We start from the raw sequence: 15,087 nt of genomic DNA on the forward strand, positions 1-15,087 counted from the left end.
AACGAGAGAGACAAACTAATACGAACCTTTAGGAGGATGAGGGAGATGGCTGTAAAGAACGAAGTCGCCCCAGCAAAAGAACCGACAGCAGGTCAGTATATTCAAACGTTAATCGACAAAGCGAATAAAGCACACGCCGCATTCATGAAGATGGACCAGAAGCAGATTGACCGGATTGTGCAAGCGATGGCACTTGCGGGTCTGGATAAACACATGATGCTCGCCAAGATGGCCGTAGAAGAAACAGGCCGCGGAGTGTATGAGGATAAAATCACCAAAAATATATTTGCAACAGAATATGTGTACCACAGCATCAAGTACGATAAAACCGTAGGTGTGATTGAAGATAACGAGTATGAAAGCTTCCAGAAAATTGCGGAGCCGGTCGGCATCATCATGGGTATTACACCAGTTACCAACCCAACATCAACGACGATGTTTAAAGCATTGATTTCCATCAAGACGCGTAACCCAATCATCTTTGGCTTCCACCCATCTGCACAGAATTGTAGCCGGGAAGCTGCCAAAATCCTGCTGGAAGCGGCTGTGAAACATGGTGCACCAGCAGATTGTATCCAGTGGATTGATGATCCTTCCATGGATCGTACAAACGAACTGATGAATCACAATGATGTGGCTCTCATTCTGGCAACAGGCGGATCAGGCATGGTACGTGCAGCGTACAGCTGTGGTAAACCTGCACTGGGCGTAGGACCGGGTAACGTACCTTGCTTTATCGAGAAAAGCGCGGATATCAATCAGGCAGTAACGGATTTGATTCTGTCCAAGTCTTTCGACAACGGCATGATCTGTGCTTCCGAGCAAGCGGTCATCATTGAAGAACCGATCTTTGATCAAGTGAAGAAAAAAATGATTGCAAATGGCTGTTACTTTGTTAACAAAGATGAAGCAGCAAAATTGACAGCAGGTGCGATTAATGCCGAGAAATGTGCGGTGAACCCGGCGATTGTTGGTCAATCTGCGGTGAGCATTGCCAAATTGTGCGGTATTGAAGTTCCAGCAGGCACCAAAATTCTCGTGGCCGAAATTGAAGGGGTAGGTACCAAATTCCCATTGTCGGCTGAGAAATTAAGCCCGGTACTGGCTTGTTACAAAGTTAAAACGGCAGCAGAGGGCATTGAACGTGCAGCAGAAGTGGTTGCTTTTGGCGGCATGGGTCACTCCTCGGTTATCCATTCAACAAATGAAGAAGTGATTAGCAAATTCGCAGATCGTCTGCAAACTGGACGGATTATTGTGAACTCACCATCCACACACGGTGCAATCGGGGATATCTACAACACAAACATGCCGTCATTGACACTGGGATGCGGATCATACGGACGTAACTCGACTTCTTCCAACGTAACCGCTGTGAACTTAATCAATGTGAAAAGGGTGGCTCGCCGTACCGTGAATATGCAATGGTTCAAAGTACCGAACAAAGTCTACTTCGAAAAAGGAGCAACACAGTATCTTGCCAAAATGCCTGACATCACACGTGTGGCCATTATTACGGATGCCATGATGGTGAAGCTTGGATATGTTGAAAAGGTAGAACACTATCTGCGTCAACGCCAAATGCCAGTAGCGATCGAAGTGTTCTCCGATGTTGAGCCAGATCCATCCACAACAACGGTAGATCGCGGAACCGAAATGATGCGCCGCTTCCAACCAGACTGCATTATCGCACTCGGCGGTGGATCACCGATGGATGCTGCCAAAGCCATGTGGTTGTTCTATGAATATCCGGACACGGACTTCAACGATCTGAAACAAAAATTCATGGATATCCGCAAACGGATCTACAAATATCCACGTCTCGGCGTAAAAGCCAAATTTGTAGCGATCCCAACCACATCGGGTACAGGTTCTGAAGTGACATCGTTCGCGGTTATCACAGATAAAAATCAAGGTAACACCAAATATCCATTGGCCGACTATGAGCTGACACCAGACGTAGCGATTGTCGATCCGGAGTTCGTATACTCCCTGCCTAAAACGGCTGTAGCGGATACAGGGATGGACGTACTGACGCATGCGATTGAAGCTTATGTGTCTGTAATGGCAAATGATTACACGGATGGACTTGCGATCAAAGCAATCCAACTGGTATTCCAATACCTGGAGCAATCGGCACTGCAAGGCGATAAACTGGCACGTGAGAAAATGCATAATGCTTCAACGATTGCTGGTATGGCGTTTGCCAACGCATTCCTGGGCATTAACCACAGCTTGGCGCACAAATGGGGCGGTCAGTATCACACCGCACATGGACGCACTAATGCAATCCTGATGCCACACGTCATTCGTTACAACGCAAAAAAACCGACCAAATTTGCATCGTTCCCGAAATATTCGCACTTTGTAGCGGATGAGCGGTATGCCGAAATTGCCCGTATCTTGGGATTGCCTGCTCGCACGACAGAAGAAGGGGTAACCAGTCTTATCAATGCCATCCGTAACCTGAACAAAATCTTGGGTATTGAAGAATCGTTCCAAGAGATCGGATTCGATGCCAAAGACTTTGAAGCACATGTCGATTATCTGGCAGACCGTGCCTTCGAAGACCAATGTACAACCGCCAATCCGAAGTTGCCGCTGGTAACTGAACTGGCTGATGTATACCGCAACGCTTTCTACGGAAAGTTTGAATAATAAATTTAGAACAAAGCGTGCTTTACGGCAAGAAGATCAGGGTTCCCCGAGAGGGGAGCCCCGATTGCCGTCTTTCACACAATAACGAGAGGGCAGAAAAACAGAAGAGCGAGCATCTGTTTTTCAGGATTTTTTCTAAGATTTGATTTGCTGCTCCGAGCATAGAGGAGCAACGGGTTCTATAGAGGTTACACGGAATCCGTGACGTGGCTGTTTGAGCCAGATGTTCACACAATAACGGAGAGGGCAGAAAAAACTGAAGAAGCGGAGCGTTCGCCTTTATCCCCGGATTTTACCCTTTGAAATATAAAATTGAAAAAATCCGGGGATAACAGCGATCGGAAGTTGTTCTGCCCGCGCAGTGGCTAAGTGTGAATTTACAGGGGTCAATGGGACACAGCGCAGGTGGAGTGAGTTAGTTCACTGGCTTTGTGACAAAAATCACAGATGATGAAAGCCCCAAGTCGTATACTGAAAATGTAAGAAAAACATTCATCCCGCGGTTCCGGTTCCCAAGTAGAGAGAACATGTTCCGGTTTATGTGAAACAATTCACATTAATCGCGGCTCTGGGCACACAATGCTACGAATGAAGCAAGATGTTATGTGTCCAGAAATCCAAATTAGTGGAGGGATTACGATGTCGGTGATTGAAAAAGATGTCAAACAACAAACAGGCTGGAGAAACTTTACCAAAGGAACATGGACCAAATCCGTAGATGTGAATGATTTTCTGGCACACAACTTGTCTCCGTATTACGGCGACGAAGCATTTCTCGCAGGTGCAACCCAGAATACCAAAGAATTGTGGGAGATCGTATCTGATCTGACCAAAAAAGAACGGGATAACGGCGGTGTCCTTGACGTTGACGTGAACACACCAGGTACTATTATTTCTCACCAACCCGGTTATCTGGATCAATCCAAAGAGCAGATTGTCGGCGTTCAGACCGATGCTCCGTTCAAACGTTCCATTCAACCAACAGGCGGAATTCGCATGATGATTGACGCATGTGAGGCATATGGCTTTGAAATGCCACAGGGCGTCATTGATATATTTACAAACATTCGCAAAACACACAACCAGGGTGTATTCGATGCTTATACTTCCGACATGCGTGCAGCGCGTAAAGCAGGAATTATTACAGGTCTGCCAGATGCTTACGGCCGTGGCCGGATCATCGGTGACTATCGTCGTGTAGCTTTGTACGGGGTAGACTTCCTGATTCGTAACAAAAAAGGCGAACTGAATGCACTCGAAGTTGATGTTATTGATGAAGATGTCATTCGTCTGCGGGAAGAATTGTCTGAACAGATTCGTGCATTGCAAGAATTGAAACAATTGGGCGATATGCACGGGTTCGATATTTCCTTGCCAGCGACAACAGCAAAAGAAGCGTTCCAATGGTTGTACTTCGGTTATCTCGCTGCGATCAAAGAACAGAACGGTGCTGCGATGTCACTGGGACGTGTATCTTCTTTCCTGGATATCTACATTGAACGTGACCTGCAAGAAGGGATTCTGTCCGAAGAACAGGCTCAGGAATTGGTTGACCATTTTGTAATGAAACTGCGGATTGTCAAATTCCTGCGTACACCGGATTACAACGAACTGTTCAGTGGAGATCCAACATGGGTGACGGAGTCCATCGGTGGTATGTCCGTGAATGGTGAAACACGTGTAACCAAAAACAGCTTCCGTTTCCTGCATACACTGCACAACCTGGGTCCTGCACCAGAACCAAACTTGACTGTTCTCTGGTCAACGAAACTTCCAGAAGCTTTCAAAGATTATTGCAGTAAAGTATCCATCGAAACCAGCTCAATCCAGTATGAAAATGATGATCTGATGCGTCCGATCTACGGTGACGATTACGGTATTGCTTGCTGTGTGTCGGCGATGAAGATCGGGAAACAAATGCAATTCTTCGGCGCTCGTGCCAACCTGGCAAAAGCTCTCCTGTATGCGATCAACGGTGGTCGTGACGAGAAATCCGGAGCACAAGTTGGACCTGAGTATCCTGCCATTACTAGCGAAGTGCTGGATTACAATGAGGTTATGAAACGCTTCAAACCAATGATGGAGTGGCTGGCTAAGCTGTATATGAACACCCTCAACGTCATTCACTACATGCACGATAAATACAGCTATGAGCGTATCGAAATGGCATTGCATGACCGTGACATTGTACGTACGATGGCTTGCGGTATCGCTGGTCTGTCGGTTACAGCAGATTCACTGAGTGCGATCAAATATGCCAAAGTAAAACCAATTCGTAACGAACAAGGCATCGCTGTTGATTTCGAAATCGAAGGAGACTTCCCTTGTTACGGTAACAATGAAGACAGCGTAGACAGCATTGCTGTTGAACTGGTCGAGAACTTCATGGGCATGATTCGCAAGCACAAAGCTTACCGTAACGCAGTTCCAACACAATCCGTTCTGACGATCACTTCCAACGTGGTATATGGTAAGAAAACAGGGACTACACCGGATGGTCGTAAAGCAGGTGAACCATTTGCTCCAGGTGCAAACCCAATGCATGGTCGTGACAAAAAAGGTGCACTGGCATCCCTTGGCTCGGTAGCCAAATTGCCTTATGAACACAGTCTTGACGGGATTTCCAATACCTTCTCCATCGTGCCAAAAGCATTGGGTAAAGAGGAGACTACACGTAAATCCAATCTGACTGCGATGATGGATGGTTACTTCGGTCAAAACGCTCATCACCTGAACGTTAACGTATTTGATCGTCAGCAATTGATTGATGCGATGGATCACCCGGAAAACTATCCACAACTGACTATACGGGTATCCGGATATGCCGTTAACTTCATTAAATTGACTCGTGAACAACAGTTGGATGTCATCAACCGTACGTTCCATGGCTCGATGTAAGTAATTTGCTAGTAGAAGACCGCTAGAGCAAGGTATTCCAAATCATATTAAACGCACAGCGGATGCGGATACAGAAAGGAAGAGGCAGCATGGTTAACGGACATATTCATTCACTCGAAACTTTCGGGACGGTTGACGGCCCAGGCATCCGCTTTGTGCTTTTTATGCAAGGATGTCTACTCAAATGTCAGTATTGCCACAACCCTGATACTTGGGCGTTGGATGGTGGAAAAGAAATGACGCTAGAGGAGGTATTGGCTGAAATTGAGCCGTATCTATCCTACTACCGCAGCTCCGGAGGCGGGCTCACGATATCTGGCGGAGAACCAACGTTACAGGCCCACTTTGTAGCCGAAATCTTCAAGGAAGTGAAGCGGCGCTGGGGATTGCATACGACACTGGATAGCAACGGTTTTAACGAACCGGAACGGATTCACGATCTGTTGGATCACACAGACCTGGTTCTGCTGGACCTCAAACATATTGATGATGAGAAACATATCAAGTTGACAGGCAAATCCAACGAGAGAACGTTGAAAACAGCCAAGTGGTTATCGGAGCAAGGTCGGAAAATGTGGATACGCCACGTGTATGTGCCTGGTATTCATAACGAGGAAGAGGATCTGCTTAACCTCGGACGGTTTATTGGAACATTAAATGGCGTCGAGAAGTTCGAAATTCTTCCATACCATCAGATGGGGATCTACAAATGGGAGGCGCTCGGTAAAGTATATCCACTGGATGGAGTTCCTTCACCAAGTGAAGAAGAAGTGGAGCGGGCGTATCGCCTGATCGAACAAGGTCGCCAGGAAACAGCTGGCATGGCTTGTTCAGGTAAGTAATCTGACCTTTATATAGTAAAAACAATCAACCAAGCAGTCCTTGCGAACATGTTTCGCAGGGGCTGTTTTTTTGCTGTTATCCATTGGAAATGCAAGATTATGGGTCCAGTGAAGGATTTTATCCCTCCATTGATGAATTGTCATCCTTACGATGTAAGCTCCGGCTTTTTATAATCAGAGTGTAAAGCCAAACGCTCAATATCTTGAGGAGGGTCAACCAGATGAAAAAAAGAATGACATTACTGCTTTCATTATTGCTTATCACTTCATGGACTTTGGCGGGATGTGCAAGCTCAAGTAACGAGCCACAGCAAGGCGCAGGCAATACACCTGTGGAAGAGACAAGTAAGGAACCGGTTGAAATGCTTCTCCGCCACACGCAGGTGGGAGCCGACAAACAGAAAAGACTGGCCATTCTGCAGGATGTTGTGGACAAAGTGGAGGGAGAGATACCCAATCTGACCTTTACGCTGGATGGTGTCGAATCCGATGTGAATCGTAAGGAAAAGCTTCGCGGAGAGATGGCGGCAGGTAACCCGCCGGATATATTTGAACTGTTCGGTAGCCCGGATTCCAAAGTTTATGCCAAGGAAAGTATGTTGCTTGATCTGACCCCAATCCTGCAAGAGCTGGGCATTCAAGACCAGTTTACATCCCTTGAACCGTTTACGTATGAAGGCAAAGTATATGGACTGCCGATTGGCGGTTCGGGCGAAGGTTTTTTCTATAATGAAGAGTACTTCGAACAAAAAGGATGGAAAGCCCCAACTACCATGGCTGAACTGGACAATATACTGGCTGAGATCAAGGCTGATGGCAAAGTGCCGCTTGCTTCCGCATCTAAGGCGGGCTGGGTGCCGCTTATGTTAACCAACCATCTGTGGTCCCGGTATGCCGGGCCGGAGATTACCGCAAAGTTTGCAACAGGTGAAGCGAAGTGGACCGATCCGGGTGTTGTGCAAGGTTTTGCCAAACATAAGGAATGGGTGGATAAGGGTTATTTCAAAAAAGGTGAGCTGGGCTTTGAGTATGCCGAATATACCACGCAATTTACAAGTGGAGAAGTGGTATTAATGTATGACGGAACATGGAAATCATCTGTATTTAAGGAAGGTCAGAGCGGTGAATCGCTCATTGGCAAGGTTGGATTCTTCAATATGCCTCCGGTAGAGAACGGAGCAGGTGATCAGACGTCTTTGATGCGGGATGTGAACAATGGATACGGATTCTCGGCAGCAGTGGCGGATGACCCGCAGAAGCTGGACGCAGTGAAAGCTTTTATCAAAAATTTCTACAATGAAGATATGCAGATCCGCGGCCTTGTGGAAGACGGTGTGTTGCCTGCCATGAAGCTGGACGAGAAAGTGCTGACCGATAGCATTACCGATGATCTGATGAAAGAAATTGTGGCTGTGCTTAATGCGTCCAAGACGTCGTTCCCAGCATTTGATGCACTCGTTCAGGCCGATGTGACAACAGAGATCAGTAATCTGCAAATCCAGAAGTTGATTGGTGGGCAGACCACACCAGAGAAAATGGCAGAAGAGTTGCAAAAGGTGCAAGAGGAAGCAAACGCCTCAGTGGAATAAACGAATTCAAGTCGAAACTGCGATCGTTGAAGTGACTGAAGGAGGCTGACTATGAATACTTCACTCCGCAGCCCGTTAATCTATACGTTGTTTGTAATGCCAGCCCTAATTCTGTTTGTAATGTTCTTTCTATACCCTATTGGTAGCTCCCTGTATTACAGTCTGACGAGTTGGAATGGGGTATCGGCTGAGCCACGTTTTGTGGGTTTATCCAACTATGTGAAGGCACTGACCGATGAACGTTTTTGGATTTCCACAAGGAATAACGGCTTTTTCATCGGATTTTCGGTACTGATTCAGGTACCCCTAATCGTCCTATTTTCGCTTCTGATTGCCAATGTAAAAAGGCTGAAAGGTCTGTATAAAACCGCTGTTTTTTTACCATCCATCATGTCGACAGCCGTTATCGGTATTTTATGGGGATTCATCTATGAACCGAATATCGGGCTATTAAACAAAATGCTTCATGTGCTGGGAATCGATCCAATCTACTGGTTATCGGATAACCGATTTGCCATGTTGTCCATCTTGGTGACCAATGCCTGGCAGTGGACGGGATTTTACATTGTCATGGTGCTGGCGGCCATACTGGCGATTCCCCGTGATCTGGATGAAGCGGCCGCAATCGATGGTGCAACGGCGGTACAACGTGCAATTCGAATTACGTTGCCGCTGATCCGGCCGATCATTTCAGTGGTGATTATGTTGTCCATCGCAGGTGCCATGAAAGCAGCCGACATCGTGATTGTCATGACCAAAGGTGGGCCCGCTGGGTCCACCGAGGTTCTGGCGACATACATGATCAAATATGCGATTACCAACTTCAAATATGGCTATGGCAATACCATTGCAGTGCTGATCTTTGCTCTGACGCTTGTGCTCACTGCGGTGTATCAACTGCTGGTGGCGAGGCGGGGCGAGAAGGTGGAATATTGATGGCGAAAAGCATAAAAAGCAGTATACCTCATGTGTTGTTAATGTTGTATTTAATCGCGATTTTGTTTCCCTTTTTATTTGTAATTTTCTCTTCCTTCAAGCAGGATAACAATGAAATCGCCCTGAATCCATTCGGTTTGCCTACAACATGGGAGTTTAACAATTACGTGGAGGCTTGGGTGAATGCCAAGATTGGCACGTATTTCTGGAACAGCCTGTACATTTCGGTTTTATCGTCGGCGTGTACGATTGTCCTCGGCGCCATGTTTGCTTTTGCCGTAACCCGGATGAGACACCGGAGATGGAGCCTGTTTCTGTACAGTTTAATTCTGGCGGGCATGCTTATTCCCAACAATGCACTTATGCTGCCGATCTATCTGCTTGTTCGCAAAATGGGCATATTGGATACACATCTGGCATTGATCGTGCCCTATGTGGCCAATGCGATCCCCTTTACAATTATTATCCTGGCGGCTTTTATGCGTTCTCTGCCTGGGGAGATTGAGGAAGCGGCGGTCATGGACGGCTTGAGGGCCCCGGGTATCTTTGCTAAAATAGTGATACCTCTTACAGTTCCAGCCATTGTTACGGTTTTTATCGTTAATTTCCTCGGCAACTGGAACGAATTTTTACTCGCCAACTATTTCTTATCCACCGATAAATTGCGTACGCTGCCAGTGGGCATGGTCCAGTTTCGGGATCAATATCAGATGAACTATGCCCAGATGTCGGCAGGTATTGTATACAGTGTTGTACCTGTACTTGTGATCTACGCTATACTCCAGGAGAAAATTATAGAAGGAGTAACTGCAGGTGGTGTCAAAGGTTAATACCATGAACCAGTGAATAGGGAGAACGGGATATGAACTTGCGAATGAAGCTGGCCTTGGCATTTCTGCTGCTGATTATTGTACCGATGTGTGCGCTGGGCATTGGCATGTTTCTGGTCACATCACATACGATTGAGAAAAAATACAATCAACAGGCCGAATATGCGCTTCAGGCCATCAGTTACAATATCGAAAATGTATTTCAGCAGATTAATAATGTGACCGACAACGGGATAGCGACATCGGTTTTTCAAATGGCGTTGAACGCCAAAGATCCGACCAAGCAGGATCTGGGGACCGGTAATCAGTTATCCCTGAATGCCAGCCAGCGCAATTTCCGTTCCCTTCTATATAATTATCCGTTCATTAGTTATGCCTTTTTATATGATTTGCGTTCTTCTGAGAATAACCAGATTGTCTCCATTTTCACCAAAGAAAACTTTCAAGCCCTTCCTTTTCAGCAATTCAAAGTGCATCCCTTATTCAACGAAATTCAGCAACTTAATGGCGTGCCTAAATGGCTCGCACCTCTGGAATATCCCGAATTAACCGGGGTAGAGCCTGTCTTCACCCAGATCAGACTGGTCAAAGAACTCAGTTATTTTCAAAATATCGCCGTGCTTGTTGTTCAGATCAAAAAAGGAGAGATCGACCGGATCTTCCGTCACCTGCAAATCAGCGATTCGGCACAGGATACATCATTCCTGTTAATTAATGAAGAAGGGCTGATTGTCTATGATCCTGCAGGCATATATAACGGTGAAAACATGGAAAATCTGGGTTCGAAATCGGGCGGTTATGGCCCAGGTTTTAGCAGTGTCAGAACGGTCTTTGACGGCACGGAGAGCATCATCTCACAATATCATCTGAAGAACTATAACTGGAGTCTTGTCAGTGTGACTTCATGGGAAGCCTTATCTGCGGAAACCAATGCCTTTGCCGGTTGGTCTGTCATTATTATTCTGTTATGTCTGCTTGCAGCAATGATCTTTAATCTTTTTTTCATGAATCGCATCACGGGTAACATTGCTGTACTTGTAAGGTTTATGCGTCGTGTGGATGATGGTGATTTTAATGCGAGGGTGGAAGGAAAAGGATTCGATGAAATGCAGCTGCTTGCGCAAGGGTTCAATGAACTATTGGATCGGATCGGGGGATTATTCCGTCGTGTTCGGGCAGAGCAAGAGCAGAAGGCTCAAGCGGAACTGCGTGTACTACAGGCCCAGATCAAACCTCATTTTCTGTTTAACACATTGGAATCCATTAATGGGTTAGCGTTGCGAGGGGAGGGCCGCAAAGTAAGCGAGATGGTGACCAGACTTGGCAATATGCTTCGTATCAGCATTCAGGATCAGGAGGAGATTCCGCTGGGTGAGGAAATAAGACATTTGCAGAGTTATCTGGAGATTCAACAGTACAGGTTCAGTGATTTGTTCACCTATGAGATTGACATTCCACCCCATCTATACAGCTCAATTCTGCTTAAGCTTACCCTTCAGCCTCTGGTGGAAAATAGTATTCAACATGGGTTTGAGGGGATCACCTATCCAGGTGTACTGCGGATAAGCGCATATGCAGAACGGGGTCATCTGGTGTTATGTGTTGAGGATAATGGGATCGGTATTCCCCAGGAAATGCTCGCACGATTTGAGTATATGGCAGAAGATCCACCGGAAGATATGCCCGCGGAAGGGGCGGAATCATTATCGTCCATAACGGAACGCAGGGGATTGGGATTACGAAGTGTGGCAGATCGAATTCGTATTCAATACGGGGCCGGGTATGGCATATTTATATGTTCAGCACCGGGGTATGGCACAGTTATTCGATGCATCATTCCATTATATGAGCAGGAGGAAGCCGGATGAATCTGACTGCAATGCTGGTTGACGATGAGCTGCCGATTCTGGAGAATCTGAACTACATTTTACCCTGGGAAGAGATGGGGATTGAAATCACAGGTACAGCGAGAAGTGGTGTAGAAGCGCTGGGGAAAGTAACAGAAAGTCATCCAGACATTCTCTTGTGTGATATTCGGATGCCGTCTATGGATGGATTGGAACTTATTCGTTTGCTGCGAGAGCAGGGTGAAACGTGTGAGATTATTTTGCTGACCGGGTATCAGCAGTTTGAATATGCTCGAACTGCTATCCAATATAACGTACATGAATACATATGTAAGCCAATTGATTATTTGAATCTGGAACATAAACTGCGTGAACTTGCCGGGCAGATCCAGAAGAGACGTCAGGAAAACGAATCGCAACGTTATCGCAGCCAAGAGATGGAAAGCTGGATCAGACACAAACAGTTGATTGACCTGTTACGAGGAGAAGCACCATTGAAGATTTCCTATCCTTCCTCTGTTCCTGAATTCATAACAACTACTGCACCGTATACGTTGCTGCTGGTGGATGCAGTCGGTTATTTTCGCCATTCTATCGGCTGGTCCGAGCTTCAGCATCAACGATGGCATGAGACCATAAGTTCCAGACTTAGGGAAGTGGCAGAGAGAATTACGGAGGATTGTCAGATTCTTTCGACCCGCAAAGGGGAATGGTGCATCCTGCTGGAGGCATCGGGTGAGTGGAAACATCGCTCAGAGGAACTGGCCCATCAACTGTGTCTCGAATTAAATGAAATATTATTCTTGGATTCAAGTGTGAAGGTTAGGGTCGTTCAGGATGCTGTACCCGTGAACCTGGAAAGTCAAATTCTGGAGCGATACCGGCATTGTCAAAAAATACTGATGTCCCATTCGGAAAGTGAAGACGGGGTGCTAAAGGCGAGTTGTCCCGAAAACACATTATCGTATGATCATACGGCCTCCAAAGGGGCTAACTCATGGATTACAAGAGAAGATCTGGAGTTTGTTACTCGGTGGATTCGGCAAGGGAACAAGCAGGGGTTACGTGATGTATTGGATCGGCTTAAACAGCGAATGGGGAATTCAGGACAATCCTTCAACAGGATAGATGAAACCAATCTTCGGTTTATGCTTGTACACATGCTTCGGGAACTGCGTGAAGTACAGGCCCTCGCTGAAGAGCACGAAGTGAATTACTGGAATGCACTGCAAGGGGCTGTATCCATGAGGGAACTCCTTGAACTTGCAGAGGTTGTTACCCATGCCTGTCAGGGCAAACAAACGCTGCCACGTCCTTCTGTATCGGAACTGATCCTGTCTGCATGTGAGTATATGGATGCACGGCTGCAACAGGACTTGGGAATAGATGAAGTCTCAGATTGGCTTGGAATCAGCCCGGGTTACTTCTGCCAGCTATTTAAAACCCAAATGGGTGTTACTTTTGTGGAATACATGACGCAGAAACGGATGGAAAGTGCTGCTTTATTGTTGAGTACAACCGAATGGAGCATTACAGCGATTGGGGAAGCCACAGGGTTCAAGGAGCGCCGTTACTTCTCCAAGGTGTTTCATAAACACTTCCATATGAAACCCTCCGAGTACAGGCAGAGTAAACGATTGGGTTCGTAGTGGCAAGGGAAACGGGAGGAGAGGTCAAATGAAACTCTTGAATGATCTGACATTGGAGCAAAAGGTAGGCCAATTGTTGATGTGTGGATTTCACAGTCAGCACGCAGATGAACAGATTACTCGCTTAATCCGTGACTATCACGTCGGAGGTGTCATTTATTTCCGGCGTAATGTCGAAAGTGTAGATCAATTGACACGGCTGTCCGCTGAACTGCAAGATATGGCTGCTGAAGCGGGGGTCCTACCACTCATGATTTCGGTGGACCAGGAAGGTGGCATGGTTGCACGGATTGACCAAGAGGGAATGACCCAAGTGCCGGGTAATATGGCACTTGGTGCGACAGGCAATCCGGAATATACCCTGGAGTGTGCTCAAATTCTGGGTCGTGAGCTAAAAAGCATCGGTATTGATATGAACCTTGCGCCAGTGGTCGACGTGAATAACAACCCGCTTAACCCGGTTATCGGTGTGCGTTCGTATGGTGAACATGCTGAAAGTGTGGCCGCTCATGGCGTAGCAGCCATCACCGGATATCAATCACAGGGCATAGCTGCTACTGCCAAACATTTTCCGGGACACGGAGATACCGCCGTAGATTCTCATCTTGGTATGGTTACAGTACCCCATGATCGAAACAGGTTGGAACAGATGGAGTTGTTACCGTTCCGTAAGGCGATTGAGGCCGGAGTTGATGCTATTATGACAGCTCATGTGATGTTCCCTTCGATTGAGCCCGAGCCCATTCCGGCTACGTTGTCACATAAGGTGTTAACGGGTCTGCTACGTGAGGAAATGGGTTTTGAAGGCATTATTATTACAGACTGTCTTGAAATGCATGCAATATCCAAGCCATATGGGGTAGCTGAAGCTGCCGTTCGTGCTGTGGAAGCAGGAGCAGATCTGATTCTGGTGAGTCATACCTTGCAAGATCAGGTTGCTGCGCTGGAAGCCATTGTGGAAGCAGTTCGAACGGGGCGAGTATCGGAAGAGGTTATTCATCAGGCGGTGGAACGCATTATGACATGGAAAAGAAAGCGCTACAGCCAGCAGAATGATCTTCTTGTTTCGCCGAAAGCGAGTGAAACGGTCGAAGCAACCGATGTCGAACCTGTTGATTGCACTGAATCCACTAAACCCACTGAGCCCAACGAATTGACGTTGTTCAAGATTGCTTCAAGCAGTATTACCATCGTTCATAATGATGGGCTGCTGCCGTTGGAACCAGAGAAGGACGTGTATGTCATCTGGCCTGAGGTTGTGCAACGGACAGAGGTGGATGAACCATGGTCTCATACAGAATCGTTGGGTATGGCATTATCGCAGCTGCGAGGCAGAGTTCGTGAGCACAAAATTACTACTCAGCCCACTTATGATGAAGCAGATCGGATATTGGCTGATGTGTCGGATAGTGAACAAGTTATCGTATGTACGTACACATCGGCAGGTCATCTTCCGAAAGGGCAACAGTATTTGGTTGAAAAGCTTAGTAAGAATCATTCGCTGATTGTAATTGCTCTGCGCAATCCATATGATCTGCTGGAGATTTCGATGCCGGGTAGTTATGTGTGTACGTATGAGAATACACCTGCAGTTGTTCGGGTACTGTCCCATGTGTTAACCGGTGGACTGCAGCCAACAGGAAGTCTGCCTGTCCGTTTGCGCTAGACCTATTCAATCCTTACATCTCTCTGCGATATGGTGCTGATTGACCATCTCCCGGAGAGATTTTTTTGTTGGAATTTTCTATTGGTTAATTTTGGGATACGAATGCCAAAAAGATAATTAATAGATAACTATTTTCATAGTATTTTCCTTCTATTAAAAGTTTACAATTCTC

At 46.6% G+C, this 15,087-nt stretch carries 9 protein-coding genes; all 9 read left to right on the plus strand.

Annotation, left to right across the window (positions count from 1 at the left end; genetic code table 11):
- Positions 1–45: 45 nt before the first annotated feature.
- Positions 46–2,658 carry a bifunctional acetaldehyde-CoA/alcohol dehydrogenase gene (adhE, locus tag CXK86_RS08240; protein ID WP_101313606.1) on the plus strand — a complete coding sequence of 871 codons (2,613 nt, stop codon included), beginning with the start codon at positions 46–48 and terminating at the stop codon, positions 2,656–2,658.
- Between the two features lie 639 nt (positions 2,659–3,297).
- Positions 3,298–5,556, plus strand: coding sequence for a formate C-acetyltransferase (gene pflB, locus CXK86_RS08245; RefSeq protein ID WP_036614438.1), 2,259 nt, complete (start codon positions 3,298–3,300; stop codon positions 5,554–5,556).
- Positions 5,557–5,645: 89 nt separating this feature from the next.
- Positions 5,646–6,398 (plus strand): pyruvate formate-lyase-activating protein, encoded by a 753-nt coding sequence (gene pflA, locus CXK86_RS08250; protein ID WP_036614436.1) that lies wholly within the window; start codon positions 5,646–5,648, stop codon positions 6,396–6,398.
- 221 nt (positions 6,399–6,619) lie between these two features.
- Complete coding sequence (locus CXK86_RS08255) at positions 6,620–7,987, plus strand: ABC transporter substrate-binding protein (protein WP_101313607.1); 1,368 nt, start codon at positions 6,620–6,622, stop codon at positions 7,985–7,987.
- Positions 7,988–8,038: 51 nt separating this feature from the next.
- Positions 8,039–8,923: a carbohydrate ABC transporter permease gene (locus tag CXK86_RS08260; RefSeq protein ID WP_101313608.1), complete on the plus strand. Its 885-nt coding sequence runs from the start codon at positions 8,039–8,041 to the stop codon at positions 8,921–8,923.
- Positions 8,923–9,753, plus strand: coding sequence for a carbohydrate ABC transporter permease (locus CXK86_RS08265; RefSeq protein WP_036674968.1), 831 nt, complete (start codon positions 8,923–8,925; stop codon positions 9,751–9,753). The genes CXK86_RS08260 and CXK86_RS08265 overlap by 1 nt, the downstream gene beginning before the upstream one ends.
- A gap of 32 nt (positions 9,754–9,785) precedes the next feature.
- Positions 9,786–11,621 carry a cache domain-containing sensor histidine kinase gene (locus CXK86_RS08270; protein ID WP_101313609.1) on the plus strand — a complete coding sequence of 612 codons (1,836 nt, stop codon included), beginning with the start codon at positions 9,786–9,788 and terminating at the stop codon, positions 11,619–11,621.
- Positions 11,618–13,249, plus strand: a complete 1,632-nt coding sequence (locus CXK86_RS08275; RefSeq protein WP_101313610.1) for a response regulator transcription factor — start codon at positions 11,618–11,620, stop codon at positions 13,247–13,249. The genes CXK86_RS08270 and CXK86_RS08275 overlap by 4 nt, the downstream gene beginning before the upstream one ends.
- Positions 13,250–13,277: 28 nt before the next feature.
- Positions 13,278–14,915, plus strand: a complete 1,638-nt coding sequence (gene nagZ / locus CXK86_RS08280) for a beta-N-acetylhexosaminidase (protein ID WP_101313611.1) — start codon at positions 13,278–13,280, stop codon at positions 14,913–14,915.
- The last annotated feature ends 172 nt before the right edge of the window (positions 14,916–15,087 follow it).

Origin of the sequence: Paenibacillus sp. BGI2013, assembly GCF_002843485.1 — a bacterium.
GTDB classification, from domain to species: domain Bacteria; phylum Bacillota; class Bacilli; order Paenibacillales; family Paenibacillaceae; genus Paenibacillus; species Paenibacillus amylolyticus.

Excerpts from the sequence above, each read along its gene's own strand:
- pflA (WP_036614436.1), top strand. The coding sequence starts at position 5,646 with ATGGTTAACGGACATATTCATTCACTCGAAACTTTCGGGACGGTTGAC.
- CXK86_RS08275 (WP_101313610.1), top strand. The coding sequence starts at position 11,618 with ATGAATCTGACTGCAATGCTGGTTGACGATGAGCTGCCGATTCTGGAG.
- CXK86_RS08260 (WP_101313608.1), top strand. The coding sequence starts at position 8,039 with ATGAATACTTCACTCCGCAGCCCGTTAATCTATACGTTGTTTGTAATG.
- nagZ (WP_101313611.1), top strand. The coding sequence starts at position 13,278 with ATGAAACTCTTGAATGATCTGACATTGGAGCAAAAGGTAGGCCAATTG.
- CXK86_RS08270 (WP_101313609.1), top strand. The coding sequence starts at position 9,786 with ATGAACTTGCGAATGAAGCTGGCCTTGGCATTTCTGCTGCTGATTATT.
- adhE (WP_101313606.1), top strand. The coding sequence starts at position 46 with ATGGCTGTAAAGAACGAAGTCGCCCCAGCAAAAGAACCGACAGCAGGT.
- CXK86_RS08265 (WP_036674968.1), top strand. The coding sequence starts at position 8,923 with ATGGCGAAAAGCATAAAAAGCAGTATACCTCATGTGTTGTTAATGTTG.
- CXK86_RS08255 (WP_101313607.1), top strand. The coding sequence starts at position 6,620 with ATGAAAAAAAGAATGACATTACTGCTTTCATTATTGCTTATCACTTCA.
- pflB (WP_036614438.1), top strand. The coding sequence starts at position 3,298 with ATGTCGGTGATTGAAAAAGATGTCAAACAACAAACAGGCTGGAGAAAC.